General features: G+C 70.8%; 21 protein-coding genes. 5 read left to right on the top strand and 16 right to left on the bottom strand.

The features are described 5' to 3' along the window. Positions 1–61 precede the first annotated feature (61 nt). The 13 genes from AB0K82_RS13625 to AB0K82_RS13565 form a co-directional block, all read right to left on the bottom strand. Positions 62–832, bottom strand: a complete 771-nt coding sequence (locus AB0K82_RS13625) for an ABC transporter ATP-binding protein (RefSeq protein WP_364396236.1) — start codon at positions 830–832, stop codon at positions 62–64. Beyond that, a complete protein-coding gene (locus AB0K82_RS13620; RefSeq protein ID WP_364396234.1) occupies positions 832–1,884 on the bottom strand; it encodes an iron ABC transporter permease in 1,053 nt (350 codons plus the stop codon). The genes AB0K82_RS13625 and AB0K82_RS13620 overlap by 1 nt, the downstream gene beginning before the upstream one ends. Further along, positions 1,877–2,959 carry an ABC transporter substrate-binding protein gene (locus tag AB0K82_RS13615; RefSeq protein WP_364396232.1) on the bottom strand — a complete coding sequence of 361 codons (1,083 nt, stop codon included), beginning with the start codon at positions 2,957–2,959 and terminating at the stop codon, positions 1,877–1,879. The genes AB0K82_RS13620 and AB0K82_RS13615 overlap by 8 nt, the downstream gene beginning before the upstream one ends. 41 nt (positions 2,960–3,000) lie before the next feature. Next, positions 3,001–3,465 carry a copper chaperone PCu(A)C gene (locus tag AB0K82_RS13610; protein WP_364396230.1) on the bottom strand — a complete coding sequence of 155 codons (465 nt, stop codon included), beginning with the start codon at positions 3,463–3,465 and terminating at the stop codon, positions 3,001–3,003. Then, the gene (locus tag AB0K82_RS13605; RefSeq protein ID WP_364396228.1) at positions 3,462–5,651 is read right to left on the bottom strand and encodes a cation-translocating P-type ATPase; all 2,190 of its coding nucleotides are present in this window, start codon (positions 5,649–5,651) and stop codon (positions 3,462–3,464) included. Before AB0K82_RS13605 ends, AB0K82_RS13610 begins: the two co-directional genes overlap by 4 nt. Then, the gene (locus AB0K82_RS13600) at positions 5,648–5,863 is read right to left on the bottom strand and encodes a hypothetical protein (RefSeq protein WP_364396226.1); all 216 of its coding nucleotides are present in this window, start codon (positions 5,861–5,863) and stop codon (positions 5,648–5,650) included. Before AB0K82_RS13600 ends, AB0K82_RS13605 begins: the two co-directional genes overlap by 4 nt. Before the next feature lie 32 nt (positions 5,864–5,895). Next, positions 5,896–6,375, bottom strand: a complete 480-nt coding sequence (locus AB0K82_RS13595; RefSeq protein WP_364396224.1) for a DUF5134 domain-containing protein — start codon at positions 6,373–6,375, stop codon at positions 5,896–5,898. A 25-nt stretch (positions 6,376–6,400) separates the two neighbouring features. Beyond that, positions 6,401–7,399 (bottom strand): cytochrome c oxidase assembly protein, encoded by a 999-nt coding sequence (locus tag AB0K82_RS13590; RefSeq protein WP_364396222.1) that lies wholly within the window; start codon positions 7,397–7,399, stop codon positions 6,401–6,403. An 11-nt stretch (positions 7,400–7,410) separates the two neighbouring features. After that, complete coding sequence (locus AB0K82_RS13585) at positions 7,411–7,563, bottom strand: hypothetical protein (RefSeq protein ID WP_364396220.1); 153 nt, start codon at positions 7,561–7,563, stop codon at positions 7,411–7,413. Continuing rightward, positions 7,560–9,245 carry a copper resistance protein CopC gene (locus AB0K82_RS13580; protein ID WP_364396216.1) on the bottom strand — a complete coding sequence of 562 codons (1,686 nt, stop codon included), beginning with the start codon at positions 9,243–9,245 and terminating at the stop codon, positions 7,560–7,562. The genes AB0K82_RS13585 and AB0K82_RS13580 overlap by 4 nt, the downstream gene beginning before the upstream one ends. Beyond that, the gene (locus AB0K82_RS13575) at positions 9,242–9,916 is read right to left on the bottom strand and encodes an SCO family protein (protein ID WP_364396214.1); all 675 of its coding nucleotides are present in this window, start codon (positions 9,914–9,916) and stop codon (positions 9,242–9,244) included. The genes AB0K82_RS13580 and AB0K82_RS13575 overlap by 4 nt, the downstream gene beginning before the upstream one ends. After that, positions 9,913–10,302 (bottom strand): DUF1775 domain-containing protein, encoded by a 390-nt coding sequence (locus AB0K82_RS13570; RefSeq protein ID WP_364396212.1) that lies wholly within the window; start codon positions 10,300–10,302, stop codon positions 9,913–9,915. The genes AB0K82_RS13575 and AB0K82_RS13570 overlap by 4 nt, the downstream gene beginning before the upstream one ends. 163 nt (positions 10,303–10,465) lie before the next feature. Beyond that, positions 10,466–11,128, bottom strand: a complete 663-nt coding sequence (locus AB0K82_RS13565) for a hypothetical protein (protein ID WP_364396210.1) — start codon at positions 11,126–11,128, stop codon at positions 10,466–10,468. A gap of 108 nt (positions 11,129–11,236) precedes the next feature. On the opposite strand from AB0K82_RS13565, the gene AB0K82_RS13560 reads away from it, so the two are divergent. Beyond that, positions 11,237–11,362, top strand: a complete 126-nt coding sequence (locus AB0K82_RS13560; protein ID WP_364396209.1) for a hypothetical protein — start codon at positions 11,237–11,239, stop codon at positions 11,360–11,362. A 56-nt stretch (positions 11,363–11,418) separates the two neighbouring features. On the opposite strand, the gene AB0K82_RS13555 is transcribed toward AB0K82_RS13560, so the two are convergent. Both AB0K82_RS13555 and AB0K82_RS13550 read right to left on the bottom strand, forming a co-directional pair. Continuing rightward, entirely contained in the window at positions 11,419–11,805 is a 387-nt protein-coding gene (locus AB0K82_RS13555; RefSeq protein ID WP_364396207.1) for an SCO5389 family protein, read from the bottom strand. A gap of 58 nt (positions 11,806–11,863) precedes the next feature. Continuing rightward, the gene (locus tag AB0K82_RS13550) at positions 11,864–12,205 is read right to left on the bottom strand and encodes a hypothetical protein (RefSeq protein WP_364396206.1); all 342 of its coding nucleotides are present in this window, start codon (positions 12,203–12,205) and stop codon (positions 11,864–11,866) included. Positions 12,206–12,384: 179 nt separating this feature from the next. On the opposite strand from AB0K82_RS13550, the gene AB0K82_RS13545 reads away from it, so the two are divergent. The 4 genes from AB0K82_RS13545 (at position 12,385) to AB0K82_RS13530 (ending at position 15,057) form a co-directional block, all read left to right on the top strand. Further along, positions 12,385–12,705, top strand: a complete 321-nt coding sequence (locus AB0K82_RS13545; RefSeq protein WP_364396205.1) for a hypothetical protein — start codon at positions 12,385–12,387, stop codon at positions 12,703–12,705. Positions 12,706–12,867: 162 nt separating this feature from the next. Further along, positions 12,868–13,101, top strand: coding sequence for a threonine dehydratase (locus AB0K82_RS13540; RefSeq protein ID WP_364396203.1), 234 nt, complete (start codon positions 12,868–12,870; stop codon positions 13,099–13,101). A 72-nt stretch (positions 13,102–13,173) separates the two neighbouring features. Further along, a complete protein-coding gene (locus AB0K82_RS13535) occupies positions 13,174–14,184 on the top strand; it encodes an LLM class flavin-dependent oxidoreductase (protein ID WP_364396201.1) in 1,011 nt (336 codons plus the stop codon). An 84-nt stretch (positions 14,185–14,268) separates the two neighbouring features. Beyond that, entirely contained in the window at positions 14,269–15,057 is a 789-nt protein-coding gene (locus tag AB0K82_RS13530) for a polysaccharide deacetylase family protein (RefSeq protein ID WP_364396199.1), read from the top strand. Between the two features lie 610 nt (positions 15,058–15,667). On the opposite strand, the gene AB0K82_RS13525 is transcribed toward AB0K82_RS13530, so the two are convergent. Continuing rightward, the gene (locus AB0K82_RS13525; RefSeq protein WP_364396197.1) at positions 15,668–16,831 is read right to left on the bottom strand and encodes an epoxide hydrolase family protein; all 1,164 of its coding nucleotides are present in this window, start codon (positions 16,829–16,831) and stop codon (positions 15,668–15,670) included. Positions 16,832–16,909 lie beyond the last annotated feature (78 nt).

The raw sequence follows: 16,909 nt of genomic DNA, 5'->3' as shown, positions 1-16,909 counted from the left end.
GCAAAGAAGTCGCAGTTACATCAAGCATGCGATTAGGTCGATCTCGAGTCGTGTCGAACGCTCACTCCGGTCGCGAGGCCACGGCGACGTGCGGCCGGCCGGTGATGGGGTGCGGGCCGATGTGCGCGCGGACCCCGAAGACCTGTGCGATCAGGTCGGGGGTGAGGACCTCCGATGGCGGGCCGCTGGCTGCGATCCGGCCTCCCTGAAGGACGACGACGCGGTCGCTGTAAGCGGCGGCGTGGTCGAGGTCGTGCAGCGCCGTGAGTACGGTGAGGCCGAGGTCGCGGACGAGGTCCAGAAGGTCCAGCCGGGCGCGGATGTCCAGGTGGTTGGTGGGCTCGTCAAGTACGAGGAGTGGCGCCTGCTGGGCGAGCGCCCGCGCCAGCAGGACGCGCTGTCGTTCGCCGCCGGACAGGGTCGAGAAGAGCCGCGCGGCCTGCGCCTCCATCCCGACCCGTTCGAGCGAGGACCGGACGATGGCGCGGTCGGTGCCGTCTTCGCGTTCGAGGAGTCCTTTGTGCGGGGTCCGGCCCATGGTGACGACCTCGGCGACGGAAAGTTCGGCGTCGACGTCGCCATGCTGGGTGAGGACCGCGCGGCGGCGTGCGGCCTCGCGGGGCCGCATCGCCCACAGGTCCTCGCCGTCCAGGCGCACGACCCCGCCGGTGGGACGAAGCGCCCGGTAGACGGTGCGCAGCAGGGTCGACTTGCCGCTGCCGTTGGGACCGATGAGGGCGACGAACTCTCCGGGTTCGGCGGTCAGCTCGACGTCGGACAGAATGGGGTGGTCGTCGATATGGGCGGACAGACCCGCGATGGTGAGTCGCATCAGCTACTCCCCCCGGCTCGGCGCCGCAGCAGCCACAGGAAGAAGGGCACGCCCAGCGCGGTGGTGAAGATCCCGAGTGGGAGCTCATCCGGGCGGTCGACCGTACGGGAGGCCAGGTCGACCAGAACGAGGAAGACCGCGCCGAGGAGCAGCGCGACGGGCAGGACACGCCGATGGTCGCCGCCGACGATGAACCGGGCCATGTGGGGCACCATCAGCCCGATGAAGGCGATCCCCCCGGCGACGCTCACCACCGTGGCGGTCAGCAGCGACGCGACGACGAGCAGGGTGACGCGCAGCCCCTGGACCGGTACGCCCAATCCGGCGGCGGCGTCGTCGCCTCCGGCTAGCGCGTTCAGGTTCCGGGCTTGCGACAACAGGTAGATCAGGCAGGCCCCGATCACGGCCGCGGGCACGCCGAGGCTGTGCCAGGTACCGCCGGCGACGCTGCCCATGAGCCAGAACATCAGGCCCTGCAATTGCGCGGGGTCGAGCCGAAGCTGCACATAGCTGGTCGCGGCCGAGCACAGGTAGCCGACGGCGACACCGGCCAGCACCAGCCGGGAGTCCAGCAGGCGACCCGCGCGCTGGGCCAGCAGGTAGACGACCAGCACGCTCAGCAGGGCCGTGCCGAACGCGGCGCCGGTCACCCCGATCCCGCCGAGCGCCGTCGCCCCGATGGCGGCGACCAGCACCGCGCCCAGCGAGGCGCCCGAGGACACGCCGAGGACGTACGGGTCGGCGAGCGGGTTGCGGACCAGAGCCTGCAGGGCGACGCCCGCGACGCTCAAGCCCGCGCCGGCGACCGCCGCGAGGAGCACCCGTGGGGTGCGGATCTGCCAGACGACCTGGTCGCGGAGCGGATCGATCCCGTGGGTCCGGCCGGTCAGGTGCGCGCCGACCACCCGCCACACCGCGCCGAGCGGCAGCGTCACCGAGCCGATCGAGATCGCCACCAGGGACGCCACGAGCAGTGCCGCCGCCAGCCCGGCGATCAGTACGCCGGTCGCGCGGCCGGAGACCAGGTGCGGCCGGTGGAGTCGCTCAGCCATTGGAGTGGATCACCTTGGCCAGCTTCTCGACGGCCCAGGCGTTCATCGGTCCGAGGTACGCGCCGTCGGAGACGACGGCGTAGGTGCCGGTCTTCGACGCCTGCCACTGCGGATAGGCCGCGAACAGGCGCCGGGCCTCGTCGGCCGGCTTCTCATCGGGGGTGAAGACGCCGACGACCAGGACGTCGACCTGCGCGGCGGCCAGCTGTTCGGCGTTGAGGGTCCGTGTGGTGTCCTCTCCTCGCCCTGCGAAGGAGTTCTGCCCGCCGGCGGCCTTGATGACGTCGTCGTAAATGCCGCCCGTCATGACCGCGGGCAGGCCGTTGGCGTTCATCATCGACATCCCCGGGTACGCGATGAGCACCTTGCGCGGCGGTGCCGCCGCGGTCTTCTCCTGGACGGCTCGGATGCGGGCGCGGAGCCCGGCCACGATCTGCGCGGCCTTGGCCTGCACGTCGAAGATCCGTCCGAGCAGGGTCATGAACTGGAACGACGACTCGATCGACGCGTGCCGCAGCGCTTCCTTCTCGGCCGGAGACGCGTTCGGTTTCCCGTTCGCGCAGTTGACCGGGTTGACGAGCGAGTTGATGCCCGCGGCGGCGAGTTGCTCGCGCGTGGCGAAGCCGCTCCTGGCGTCGAAACCGCCGGACCAGGTGGAGACCACCAGATCGGGTTTCGCCGCCAGGACCTGCTCGGCGGGAACGTCGAAGTTCTTGTTCATCGTCAGGCCACGCGTGGGCAGGGCCTTGATCGCGGCGACCATCGACGGGTCGTCCGACACGCCATAGTGCTGGGCGTTCGCCAGGATGTGCCCGGTCAGCCCGAGCATGATGAAGCTCTCCACCTCCCCCACCGACGTCCCGTTGAGGATCAGCACCCGGCTCGGTGGCCGGGTGAAGGTGACCTTCTGGCCGCAGTTGTCGAAGGTCAACGGGTAGGCGGTCCTTCCGGGCGCCGCCTCTTGTGTCACTGACGTACCGCTCTGGGAGGAAGGCTTCCCGCATCCGGTGGCGGTCAGGGCCAGCGCGGTGGTGAAGGCGCACAAGGCCGTCAGGTTCGGTCTGTGTACGAGCATGGTGAGGAATTCCTTCGCGAGGTGATGGGAGATCTCGGGCATCAGGGTGCGGCGGGTCCACCGCCGGGAGGGACGACGACGGCGGTGACGCGCACCGCGCCGCCGTACCGGAAGACCAACGTGAACCGCACTCTGCGGCCGACGGGCAGGAGTCCACTCGGCTGGATCATGACGTTGGTGGTGTAGGGCGTCATGCGCACATCCGTATGGGCGGGGAGGACCAGGCCGTCGAGCATGGTCATCCGCCCGACCCCTGCCGCGTACGAGTGACGGGCGAGCATCGCCGATGAGGCGTCCGGCGTGCTGACGCCCAGCAGTTCGTCGGCCTGGTCGCCGGTGTTGGTGATGGTGAAGTAGGCCCCGGTTCGTGCGGCGGTGGGCGCCATCACCCATGCTCCGGAGACTCGTACCCGCGCGGGGCGCCCGGCCAGGCCGGTCAGGGTCCAGGCCGCCAGCAGCGCCAGCGTCGCCGCGCTCGCCAGGACTGTCGCCCGTACGGTGCTCATGTCCTCCTCCCGCGCAGCAGACGCAGGCTGTTGCCGGCGACCAGCAGGGAGCTGAGCGACATGGCGGCCGCGGCGAGCATCGGGTTCAGCCGCCCGAGTGCCGCCGGGGGGATGGTGATGAGGTTGTAGGCGAACGCCCACGCCAGGTTGACCTTGATCGTCATGCTCGCGCGGCGGGCGATGGCGATGGCGTCGGCGATCGCACTGACGTCGGAGCGCATGAGCGTCACGTCGGCGGCGCCGATGGCGGCGTCGGTGCCGTCGGCGACCGCGATGCCGAGATCCGCGCCGGCGAGCGCGACGGTGTCGTTGACGCCGTCGCCGACCGCGGCGACGGCACAGCCTTGCGCGCGCAGGTCGGTGACGAGGTCGGCCTTGCCGGCCGGGTCGAGTTCGGCGTGCCGGTCGTCGATGCCCAGCCGGTCGGCGACGGCGCGCGCGGGGGCGGGGCGGTCCCCGGTGGCCAGCACCGTACGCAGTCCCATCCGATGCAGCCGGGCGATGGCCTCCCGAGCGCCGTCGCGCAGGCCGTCCCCGACCGTGAACACGGCGACCGGCCGGTCCCCGGCCCGGAGGAGGACGCTGGTGTGGCCGTCGTGATCGGCGCGGTCGATCGCGGCTCGCAGGGGCGCGGGCAGCGGCTCGCCGTCCCAGCGGGCGACGCTGATCGACCGGCCATCGACCACTCCGCGTACTCCATGGCCTGCGGTGGCGCTGAAACCGTCCGCCGCGGGCAGTGGTCCGCTTGAGCGTGCCGCCTGTGCGATGGCGCGGCCGATCGGATGCTCGGACAGATCCTCCAGAGCGCCCGCGAGGCGCAGCGCTTCGTCGGCGTCCATGCCGCGCGCGGTGGTGGTCGCCAGCAGCGTCATGCGGCCGGTCGTGAGCGTGCCGGTCTTGTCGAGCACGACCGTGTCGATCCGGCCGAGTCGTTCCAGGGCGTCCGGTCCGCTGATCAAAACGCCGTGGCGGGCGCCCGCTCCGGTGGCGGCCAGCAGCGCCAGCGGGGTGGCGAGCCCCAGGGCGCAGGGGCAGGCGACCACGAGCACGGCGATGCTCGTACTGATCGCCGCGCCGGGGTCGGCACCGGCCCCCAGCCAGAACCCGAGTGTGGTGACCGCGACCGCCAGCACCATCGGTACGAAGACGCCGGCGATCTGGTCGGCGCGGCGCTGTGCCCGTGCCTTGCCGAGCTGCGCGTCCCCGACCAGTGCGGTGATCTTCGCGAGCCGGGTGTCGGCGCCGACGGCGGTGGCACGGACCACGAGCGCGCCGCCGACGTTGACGGTCCCGCCGGTCACCGGGTCTCCGGGACCGCACTCGGCCGGGACCGCCTCGCCGGTCAACAGGCGGGTGTCCAGGGCCGAGGCCCCCTCGACGATGACGCCGTCCGTGGCGACGGTGTCTCCGGGCCGGACGAGGAACCGCTGACCGGGCCGCAGTTCCCCGACCGGGACGCGGCTGCCGTCCGGCAGGTACGCCTCCGTGGGGACGAGCGCGTCGAGCGCCGCCAGCGCGGAACCGGTACGCCGCCGGGCGCGGGCTTCGAGGTACCGGCCGATCGAAACGAACAGCGTGACGCCGGTGGCGGCTTCGAAGTACAGGTGTGAGCTCGCGCCTTCCGGGGTGGCGGTCCAGGCGAAGGGCATCCGCATCTCCGGCGTGCCCGCGCCGCCGAGGAACAGCGCGTACACCGACCAGGCGAACGAGGCGAGCACGCCGATGCTGACCAAAGTGTCCATCGTCGCCGTGGCGTGCCGCAGACCGGCCACCGCGCGCCGGTGGAACGGCCAGGCTCCCCAGGCGGCCGTGGGGGCGGCCAGTGCCAGGCACAGCCACTGCCAGTCGCGGAACTGCAGCGCCGGGATCATCGACAGGACGAGGACGGGGACCGTGAGGACGGTCAGCACGATGACGCGGTCGCGGGCGCGCCGACCGGCCCGATCCTCCTCAGGAGCCTGTTCCGGGGCTCGGCGTACCAGGCGTCCGCGGTACCCGGCCCGCTCCACCGCACCGATCAGGTCCTCGGCGCCGACCGAGGCCGGGTGGGTGACGCGGGCCTGGCCGGTCGCCAGGTTCACCGCCGCGCTCACCCCGTCGATCCGGCCCAGCCGCTTCTCCACGCGGGACACGCACGCACCGCAGGTCATCCCCTCGATGACCAGGTCGGTGGTCTGGGCGCTCACCGGTGTTCTCCTGGCATGGTCATGCCGCCCATGTCGCGTTCGTCGGCCGGTGCGGTGCCGGGCGCGGTGCGGTGGATGCCGGGTGCGACCGGCCCGGCCAGCCGTCCGACGGCGAACGAGACCGCGAACAGCGCGGCCAGGAACGCGGCGAAGCACAGGACCAGCGGAGACGGCAGCGCCGTCACCGGCGGCTTCGGCGAGGAAGGGGACATCAGTTCACGTCCTTGCATGTCTGTTTCAGGTTTCACGAGTTCATGGCGAGGAGCATGTAGGCCATGGCGACGCCGGCGGCCACGTGGCAGGCGGTGTCCGTCCGGTCATCGCGCTCGGCCGGCAGCGACCGGATGGTCCAGGCCGCCTCGCCGATGAAGTAGACGGCGAGCCCCAGGTCGAGCCAGGCACGCGTGCCGCCAGGACTCATCGCCATGCCGGCCATGTGCGGCATGGCGGAGAAGGTGACCATGAAGGCCATCGCCAGGCAGCCCGTCACCGCGTGCGGGTCGCGCCGCCCGCCGCGTGCCAGGCAGGCGATCGCGGCGGCGAGATAGATCCCGGCGACGGGCCGGGGAATGGCGGGAGCCGACGGGGCGAGCATCGCCGCCATGCCGAGACCCATCACCACGTGCGCGACGCGCTCGCGCGGATCGCGCCGGGTGACCGCCAGCCGGTGGGCATGGTGACCGGCGATGCCGAAGGCCAGTACGGCGAACGCCCACCCGATCAAGAGCTTCTCCCTTGTCCGGCCACGGTCAGCGTTCCTCGCGCTGGTTCATCCGGGCGAGCAGCGCGTTGTAGGCGTCCAGCGCGGCCTCGTCGGCGTCGACGTCGGCGCTGGCCCGCAGGTGCTCGCGCGCGGCCCGGTCGCCGGCCGACGCGTGCCCGGTCCCCGCCAGCGCGGCCTGGCGGGCCGCTTCGAGGAACCCACCGGCGCGGGCGGCCTGCGGCGAGCGGTCCAGCACCCAGGCCGCGGCGACGAGGAGCATCATCAGGAACATCAGGCCGTCGCCGCCGATCCACATCACCGCGCCGCCGTCGTGGATGTCGGCGAGCGGGCCGGGCCCCCACGGGGGATGCATCCTGGCGTAGGTGGGGAACGGCGGCCGGGTCGCCTGCAGCAGCACGATCCCCACGATGGTGTCGGCCGACATCCCCATGAACAGGCCGAACAGCCGGATCGGGTAGCCCGGTGGCCGGGCAGGGGAGTCGACCGTGAGGATCGCGGAGAAGTACAGGTATCCCGCGCCGAGGTACAGCACGTGCTCCAGGACCATCAGCGCCGGTGAGCCCATCATCGCGTCCATGAATGAGGACAGGTGCACACCGAACAGCACCGCCATGTACAGGGCCAGGCCGGTGATCGGCGAGCACACCATGGCGGCCGCCGGCGACCGCAGGATCGCCTGTACGCGGTCATGCGCGATGCCGTCGGTGGCGCGCAGCAGCAGCGTGACGGGGTGGCCGTAGCACAGCAGCCAGGGCGCGATCATGATCAGCATGAGGTGCTGGATCATGTGCACCCAGAACAGGCCGCCGTCGCCGTACACGCCGGGGCTGCCCATGACGGCGGCGGCCACGATCCCCAGTCCGGCCGTGAAGGAGGCCGTACGGGCCACGGGCCACCTCCGGACGGCGAGGACGCCGGCCAGATACAGCAGCAGCGCCGCGATGAGCAGTGCGGTGGTGACCGGCGCGAACCGCCAGGTGGTGACCGCTCGCGTCCAGGTGAGCGGGGCCAACGCCCCGTGCATGGACATGTCCATCACAGGCCCCCAGCCAGGTCCTGGCCCAGGTGGCGACCGGGGCGGCAGCCGCCCGGGACGGCGAAGGGCGCGCTGGACTCGTGGCGGCTGAAGCGGCGGCGTCCCACCTCCGGGGGAGCGCCGTCACTCATCTGGTTCGTTCGTCTGTTCATCGGATCGCCTGGGTCAAGGTCACGGTGGTCTCGTCGATGTCGCCGGTGCGGACGGTGACCGCGACGGTCCACCGGCCGGGGACGGTGAGCGGGGCTGTCACGGCCACGTACCGGCCCACCCCGGCCGGGGTGACCTTTGCGGTGATCGGGCCGATGTCCCGCCGGGGCAGCGACCAGGCCACGCCGAGGGCGGCCACGCCGCGGGGGTGTCCGGCGGCGTCGCGGACCACGACGGTGGCGGTGGTGAGCCCTCGGACCCGGCTGGGCAGGCGGAGGGAGAGCGTCCCCGTTCCGCCGGCGCCGCCGGTGTCGTATCGGGTGATGAGCGTGACCGGCTTGGCGGCCAGCGCCTTACCGGCCGGTTCCATTGCGACCAGCACCGCGGTCACGACCAAGACCGCCACCACCCCGGCCGTCTCGATCGTGACCAGCCGCACCAGCCGGTCCGGTACCGGGCCGCCCAGGCGGGTCCGCAGCGTACGGCGGGAGAAGAACGCGACCGACAGCACCGCGCACACCAGCGCCGTCTTCAGCACCAGCGTGACGCCGTACGCGGTCTGCAGCAGCGCCTGGGGCGTTTGCACGCGGAGCCAGCCCTGGTACAGGCCCGTGCCGGCCAGAAGCGCCACACTCCCGGCGGCCACGGTGGAGAATCGCCGCACGCCGGTTCCGACCCGCGGATCGGTCCGCCGGGCCCGGGTGGTGACCGTCACGGCGGCGAGCCCGCCGACCCACAGCGCCATCGCGCACAGGTGCGCGGTGTCCGCCGCGACCGCCGTCAGCGGCTGGGCACCGGCCGCGGCGTGGCCGCCGAACGGCCAGGTCACCGCGATCGCCACGGCCGCCATCGCCACCGCCGCGCCGAAGACCACACGCCCGGTCCGGGAGTCGCCCTCCAGCCGGGTCCGGCAGCCGGCGATGAGGAACGGCAGGAGCCCCAGCATCAGCAGCCGCGCCGTCACCGCCGTGCCGTAGGTGGTCGCGAGCGTCTGATGGATCAGGTCCGGCCGCGCCATCGCCTCCGCTCCGGTGCCGGCCGCGTACGGGCCTTCCAGCACCAGCGCCCCGAGTGTTCCGGCCGCGAGCGCGGCCCAGCCGAAGGTGATCAGCTGCCGGACACCTCGAATCGCCACCGCGCCGCGCATTCCGTAGCAGCAGAACGCAAGCGCCCCGAACAGCACTGCGAAACCCGCGAACCCCACGAAACGCGCGCCGGTGAACAGCACAGCGACAACGGTGTCCGTCCGTGCGGGCCGCACGGACGCCGGTGTGCTGGGATGCCCGACGGAGAACGTGATCGCGCCGCCGACCGGATGTGAGTCCGCCGAAATGACCCGCCAGGTAAGCGCGTAGGTCCCTTGCGCGCCGTCCGGACGCAGCCTGATCCTCACCTGGGCTCCGTCCGCGGCGATCACACCGGTCACGCCGTGGCCGGCCGGGTCGACCACCTGAATGTCGGCGGCGACGGGGCGTACCGGCTCATCGAACCGCAAGGTCAGCGCCGGGGGGAGGGCGGGCAGGACGGCGCCGTCGGCGGGCGATGACCAGGCCAAGGTGGCGTGCGCCGACGCGGGCGTCGCCGCAACCACTTCGATCACCATTGCGGCGCCCACCACCACGCCGAGCCACGCCACCCTGCGCGGCGCCCGGAGGGCCTGGCTCATCCGCCGTCCTCCGCTCATCCGCCGTCCTCCGCGAGCAGCTTCGGCAGGTCGGCCGCGAACTCCTTCGCGGAGACCCCGGCGGTGTAGATCACGTGCGCCTGGTGGTCGCCACCGAAGGGCAGCACCTGCGCGCCGTGGGTCACCTCGTAGTCCCCCGACGTCGAGGAGGGGCGTTCCAGCGCGATGCCGAGCGACTTGGCCGCCGCCTGGATCTTGGTGTAGTCGCCGGTCAGGCCAATGAACGAGGGGTCGAACGAGGCGAGCCACGCCTTGATGACCTTCGTGGTATCGCGCCACGGGTCGCTGGTGATGAACACGACCGCGATCCGGTTCCGCTGCGCCGGCGTGAGCAGCCGCAGCGCCCCGGCCAGGTCGGCCATCGTCGTCGGGCACACATCCGGACAGTGGGTGTAGCCGAAGTAGACCAGGGCCAGCCTGCCCTGCGTGGCCTTGATCAGGTTGACGGGCCGTCCCGATGTTCCGGTCAGGGTCAGATCCGGTTCGCGCAGCGGCGTACCGATCCGGGTGCCGTGCAGATCGGAGGCGGGTGCCGAGATCTTCACCGGCGGCCGACCATCCCCGCCGCCGCCACAGGCGGCGAGCAGGAACGGCAGCAGAGACACGAGCACGAGCATGCGGGAACGCCGCCCGGCGGTCCTGGCGGCCGGGCGGAGGTGAACGGTCCTCATGCGCCGACGGACCTGCCGGATCGGCGCAACGCGGCGATCGCGATGCCCAGAGCGAGCAGCCCGGCCACCAGGCCGGCCACGCCCAACAGAGTTCCCGTGCCGTTCCTGCTCTTCTTCACCACTGGTGCCGCCTGCGGTGCGCTTGCCTTGGCCAGGGTGAGCGATGGCGCGGGGTGCTCCGGCTCGGCGCCACCGCTGGGCATGTCGATCCAGCGCACCACGCTGGTCTTGCCGCTGTGGTCGGTGTAGGTCTGCAGGGCCTTGAAGTACAGCTTGGCGGTGTCGATGGTGACATGCGCCGCAGCCGGCAGGGCCAGCGCCATCACGGTGGCGGTGACGATACCGGCGCCTGTCAGCAGGCGCTTGGCGGCATGCGGAAAAGACATGATGCTCCTCGGGAAAGGGCGTGCGAATGAAAGGGGACGGCGACTGCGGCCCACACCTCATCCCGGGGGAATCGCGAACGCCCGGCCGTGTAGCTATACGAAACCGGGTGAAGGCGCACCAAGGACCTACGAACGTCTTACGGCGCGCCGGAGGGGCCGTCAATCACATGCAGGCGCCGCAAACAGCGCCGGTGTGCCGAGGAGGGCCGCGCCGCACCACGACATGCCGCAACACGGTCACGGGCGGCAGGGCATCGTCCTCAACCGGCCAATGCCGGGTGTCGGCCGGACGCCGCGTCGCCGCCGACCTCGCGTACGCCAACAGAACGAAGACGCGCAGAGCGCGCCCGAGCACCGCCTCGCCGAGCACCTCCAGCACACGCCAGGCGGCCCGCTCCCCCACATGCAGCCACAGCGCGGCCAACGCTCCGGCCAGAGCATGCATCCCGAGCATGCCCAATCCGGACGCCCCGGAGCCATGGCCCATGGGCATGGCCATACCGGGACTCACGACGGGGTGCATGCCGTCATGCATCGTCATGGCCATGTGCTGAGCCGCCGGCCCGGAACCGGCCGGGGTGGTCCAGGCGAACCATTCGTGCAGGCATACCTGGGCGACCTCGACCGCCAGCGTGATCCACCACGCCGACCGCCGCCGGTCGGCCAGGCAGTACCCGACCGCGGTCACCCCCGCCAGAGCGGCCCAGCCCGCCCACACCGGTGCCGGATGAGAAGCCATCAGGTCATGTCCGGCCAGGGACAGCACGACGCACACCACGGCGAACACCGCGGCGCGTATCAAGCGGAACCACCCGGGCGGACGCATGACCTCACCAACAACTACAGCATGTAGTACACCGGAGACTACACCGCGCCTCTCCGACACCTTCCTCTGGCTCGTCGCTGATGCGCCGAGCACCGGCACGCACGCACCATGAGGATCAGGTGGCGGATGCCGGTGCGCTCCACCGTCGTGGCCATGGTCTGCACGCAGTCTTCGGCGGTGCCGACCGGGTGGATGCGGCACAGCAGTTCGAACGGCGGCTACGTCGTGCGTTGACCTGGGAGGGTGTGGGCCGTCCGCGGAACGGCGGGCCGACCCACACACCTTGGGCCTCAGCAGTCGACCAGTTCGGGTTCTTGGTTGAGGATCTGGGCGCGGGCGGTGATGAACTGCCGGTAGGCGCGGTCGGCGCCGGGGCGGAAGACGGCGACGCGGTGGCAGTTCTGGAACGCCAGTCGTACGCCGAAGTGGTTCTCCAGAGCGGCGCGCATGGCGTCGCTGGCCATCATGCGCAGGAGTTGGCCGCGGGCGGTCTCGTCCGGCGGCGGGGTCTTGTTGTCGGCGAACTCCCCGTCACTGTCCCGCAGTTCTTCGACGAGGCCGGTGACGACCTGCCAGCCGTAGGGCAGGGAGGTGCGGATGCAGTCGACGAACGCGGCGTCGTCGACGTCGCCGCGCTGGGCGTCCTGGAGGAGTTGCGGGGAAACGGTCAGCGACATTGGTTCTCCTATCGGATCGATGGGTCGCCTGGGACGGTAGATCGGTTGGGCGGGACGGTCAGGTAGCGGTGACGTCACAGCCCCGTTGCCGGGCCGGCGTGCTGCGAGTGGTGAGGGTGCTGATGGTGGCTGCCAGGGCGAACGGGGTGCCGCAGATGACGGCGGTGCCGGCGGCGGTCGCGATGCGGTAGTGCAGGGAAATGGCCAGGCCGGCGGCCCCGGCCGCTGCGGCGATGTCGCCGGTCCCGGCGGTGAGGGGGGAGCCGACGAGGGCGGCGGTGAGGTCCTTGCTGGAGCCGGGCCGGGCGGAGATGAGCACGACGCCGAGGGCGAGCGCGCCGCTGACCATGACGCCCGCATGCTGGTGGTGCCCCCGGGTCGCGAGGCCGCTTCGGGCCATCACCGCGGCCGCACCGGCTGCCGCCAGTCCCGCACCGACCTTGACGTCGGTGCCGCGATTACCTCAACTATGTCGGTCCCGGTTTCCGGATCCCGCTGATCGCCGCCGGAGTCGTAGGCCCCACCACCGGCCGGACACAACCTGGCCGCACTGCCGGCCAATGGTCCCGCCGGAGCTCGTTGACCGAATTCACCGCTCGCGCGTTCCAGGCCAAGGCCGGGCACGACGCCTTGACCGGACGCCAGGCCACCTTGACCGGCTTCGCCCGCCCGGCAGGCCCCAACCGATGGCAGTTGATCCGCCTGCGCATGACCTGCTGTGCGGCCGATGCCGTGCCGATGCGCATCGTGATCAAGAAAGTACCCGCGCCGCGCGCCGGCACCTGGGTGCAGGTGACCGGTACGTGGTCACCGGCCTGGGCGCACATCAACGGCATCGCCCTGCCCAGCCGATCGCGATCGATCAGCGGCGCATCACCGAACCCGCCGCCCCCTACGTAACGCGGCAGTTCCACGACGGGTGATGCCGCTGCCAGGTTGCCACTGTTCACGGGCGCGTTCGCCGGGCAGAAGGAGACCGAGGGGGGTTCACCGATGACAGCGATGACACAGCACCGCCAGCATGCCGCTCACGATCATGCTCACGGGCCGGGATGCGGCCACGTGGCCGTGCCGCACGGCGACCACGTCGATTACGCCCACGATGGGCACCTGCACCGGCCGCATGACGGACACGTCGACGAATGCGAGGCCACCGGCCACACGCGGCACAACGACCACCCGCACCGGCACGGCGCGGGCTGCGGCCACGTCAGCGTTCCGCATGGCGACCACGTCGACTACGTCCACGACGGATGCCGGCACGCCGCCCACGAGGATCACTGGGACGAGCACTGAACACCCCACGCCACCACATCGGCGACCGCTAAGTAATGCCCGTACTGTCCCGGTCTCAGGCAGAGTGGGCGCATGCGGGTGGGGGTGTTCTTGCTGGCGGCGCGGTTCCCCGGGCAGAGCGACGGTGAGGTGCTGTCCGCCACCGTCGAGACGGCCGTCACCGCCGAGCAGGCCGGGTTCGACGACGTGTGGTTCGCCGAGCACCACTTCATGTCGTACGGAATCTGCCCGTCGGCGGCCACGCTGGCCGCCTATGTCCTGGGCCGTACGCGGCGGATCGCGGTGGGCACCGCGGTGAGCGTGTTGTCCACCGCCCACCCGGTCGCGCTCGCCGAACAGGCGGCGCTGTTGGACCAGGTCTCCGGCGGTCGGTTCCGGCTCGGGGTCGGGCGGGGCGGCCCCTGGGTCGACCTGGAGGTGTTCGGCACGGGCCTCGCTCGATACGAGTGCGGTTTCGCCGAGAGCCTCGATCTGCTGCTGGCCGGGCTGAGTCGTTCCCGGCTGTCGGCGAGCGGGCCGACCTTCACCTTCCGTGAGGTGCCGATGGTGCCGCGCCCGCGCACCCGCCCGTACCCCCCGGTCGTGGTCGCCTGCACCTCGGCCGGCACCGCCGCGCTCGCCGCCGAACGCGGCCTGCCGATGCTGCTCGGCCTGCACATCGACGACGAGGGCAGGCGGCGGATGGTCGACGCGTACACCGCCACGGCCCCGAACACGCGTGCGCAGCACGTTGCCGCCGTCATGGCCTACGTCGCCGACACCCGGGCCGAGGCACAGGGACTGCTGCGCGCGGAACTGCCACGCTGGCTACGGCCTGGGCTCGCCGGATACATGCCGGTCGACGGTCGGCCCTACACCCCACGCGACCCGGACGCCTACGCGGAGCTGCTGTGCCGCCTCCACCCGATCGGCACCGCCGAAGACTGCCTGGACACCATGGCCACAACGGTCGAACGCACCGGCATCCGCCACCTGATCCTCATGGTCGAAGGCACCGGATCCCCGAACCGGACCCGAGAGAACATCACACGACTCGGCACCGAGGTCCTCCCTCACCTCCGCGCACGCTTTAGAGACCGATGACCGGGAACCAGGATCCGAACTTCTCGATGAACCCGAGAGTCCTAGCTGATAAATCGACGGTCGTATCGGCGGGTGGGGATCGATATGAGGAAGCTGGACCGGCGTCAGGCGCTGTGGACGATCGGCGCTGCCGGTGCCGGCCTCGCGGCCGGCGCGGCACCGGAATTCCTCCGTGGCACCGGTACGCCGAGGACCCGGCACCACCTACGTACGGTCGCCCACACCGCCCGAACCGATCCCGGCTATGCCCACGGCCGGCCGCTACAGGCGCTGCGCCGGCCGATCCACAGCCTGCACGATCTCCAACCGGCGGCGCCGCCCAACGCGGTGGCACTGACCATCGACGACGGCCCGCACCCGGTGTGGACACCGAAGATGCTCGAGCTGCTGGCGGAGCTGGGCGTCCCAGCGACGTTCTCGCTCATCGGCGTCCAGGTCACCGAATACCCGCAGCTCGTCCGGCGGATCGTGGACAGCGGGCACCAGGTCTCCGACCACACCGTGACGCACCCGCTGAACCTCCCCGCGCTCGCCGACGCCAAAATCCGTGAGGAGATCGGCGGTGCGCACGACCGCATCGCACAGATCTCCGGAGTCGCTCCGAAGTTCTTCCGCTCCCCGGGCGGCGCCTGGTCACAGCGGATCCTCGACATCGCCACCGAACACGACATGATCTGCATCGACTGGCAGGTCGACCCACGCGACTGGGCCCGCCCCGGCACCACCACCATCACCGACCGGCTCCTGCGCGCACAAGCGGGCGACATCCTGCTCTGCCACGACGGCGGCGGCGATCGTTCCGAGACCATACGGGCGCTGCGGACGGTAATCCCCGCGCTGAAGGGCCGCGGTCTCACCTTCGTCGCCCTCTGACCCGCAGCGACTCGATGGGGAGGACCACGCGCGGCCACCCTCCGCACCACGCAGATCCGGGCCGCGTCCCCGGCCGCGACCGACGATCAGGTGGACCCGTCTCTTCCCTGCTGACCGGTCTGGCCTTCGACCATCTGACCCTGGACGTACGTGCCGCGCGCGGACGGCAGTGCCCGATGCTGCGGCGGGGACATGGAAGCTGGTACTATGCCCTGGACATCCCCGCCGGGCTGAGCACCGACCGTCGCCGCATCCGGCGAGGCGGCTTCCCCACCCGCGCAGCGGCCACTCAGGCGCTGCAGCAGCTGACCGCGCCGGGATCAGGTGATCCGCGTGGACGGTTGCTGACGACCGGGCAGTGGTTGCACATTTGGTTGATCAGCCGGATCTCACTGCGGCCGTCGACGCTGCGCGGGTACGCCAGCCACATCAACGACTACCTGTATCCCCACCTCGGGGTCATCCCGCTCCAAGACTTGGACGAAACTCGGCCCCCCGGAAACGTGATGGACCTCATGCCTTTGGTAAGGCATGCGGCACCCGCAGCGCCTTCGGCCGATTCAGTGAAGCCCGAGTAATACGTGTGCGCTCCTGAGCTCGCGCGTTGGCGTCAGGAACGAAGGGTGCGCAGGCCGGTGCGGATTTCGCTGACCAGGATCTCGGGCTGTTCCAAGGCCGCGAAGTGCCCGCCCTTGTCGGCCTCGCCGTAGTGGATCAGATTGCTGTAGGTGTCTTCGATCCAGCTTCGTGGCAGGCGTGGGATGTCCCTCGGGAAGACGGTCACCGCGACCGGAAGCGTCAGCTTCGGGCCGGCGAGAGTGGCCGATTTATTCTCCCAGTAGATGCGGCCGGACGACGCTGCGCTGTTGGTGAACCAGTAGAGGGATATCGCGTCGAGCATGTCGTCGATGCTGAGGGCGTCCTCGGCGAGCCCGTGGTTGTCGGTCTTGGACTGGAACTTCTCGTAGATCCAGGCTGCCTGACCAGCGGGAGAGTCCGCCAGGGCGAATCCGACAGTCTCCGGCTTCGTGCCCTGAAGGTGGTTCGACCCACCGAGATCGCCGGTGTAGAGGGCGAGGGTCTCCACGGCGTAGTGCTGTTCGGGCGACAAGGTGTCGGGTATCTGTGTGGGAAAGGCGTACTGGGTGTTCAGATGAATTCCGAGAAGCCCCTCAGGTTGCATGGCCCCGAGGGCGGTGGTGACGACGGCACCCCAATCGCCGCCTTGCGCGGCCCATCTCGTGTAGCCGAGACGCTTCATCAGCTCCACCCACGCGCTTGCGATGCGCGATACGGTCCACCCGGTCTCCGTGGGCTTCTGGGAGAACCCGAACCCGGGCAGTGACGGGACGACGACGTCGAATGAATCGGCGGCGTCTCCTCCGAACGAAACCGGATCGGTCAGCGGGCCGATCAGCTTCAGGAACTCGAGGATCGAGCCCGGCCATCCGTGCGTGAGTATCAGCGGCATCGCGTTGGGATTCTTGGACCTGACGTGGATGAAGTGGATGTCCAGCCCATCAATCTCGGTCAGGAATTGGGGGAAGCGATTGAGCTCGGACTCGAAGCGCCGCCAGTCGTAGCCGTGCTCCCAGTAGTCGACCAGAGATCTGGCGTTCTCTACGCGAACCCCTTGCGACCAGTCGCCCACCGTCTCCGGATCCGGCCATCGCGTTCCGGCCAGTCGCCGCTTCAGGTCATCGATCTCTGAATCCGGGATCGAGACGGTGAACGGGCGCACGAGGGTCGAGGTCGGCGGCGTCGGTGCGGTCATGGCCTTCTCCTGAGCTTCGAAACGCGGCGCAACTCTCCGTTGCACACAGGTGTGCACTGCACACTGATGTGCAGTCTA

This window comes from Actinoallomurus sp. NPDC052274 (assembly GCF_040679475.1).
GTDB lineage: Bacteria > Actinomycetota > Actinomycetes > Streptosporangiales > Streptosporangiaceae > Actinoallomurus > Actinoallomurus liliacearum.
The sequence above is the reverse complement of the archived record's forward strand: the minus strand, read 5'-3'. Positions and strand labels throughout refer to the sequence as shown.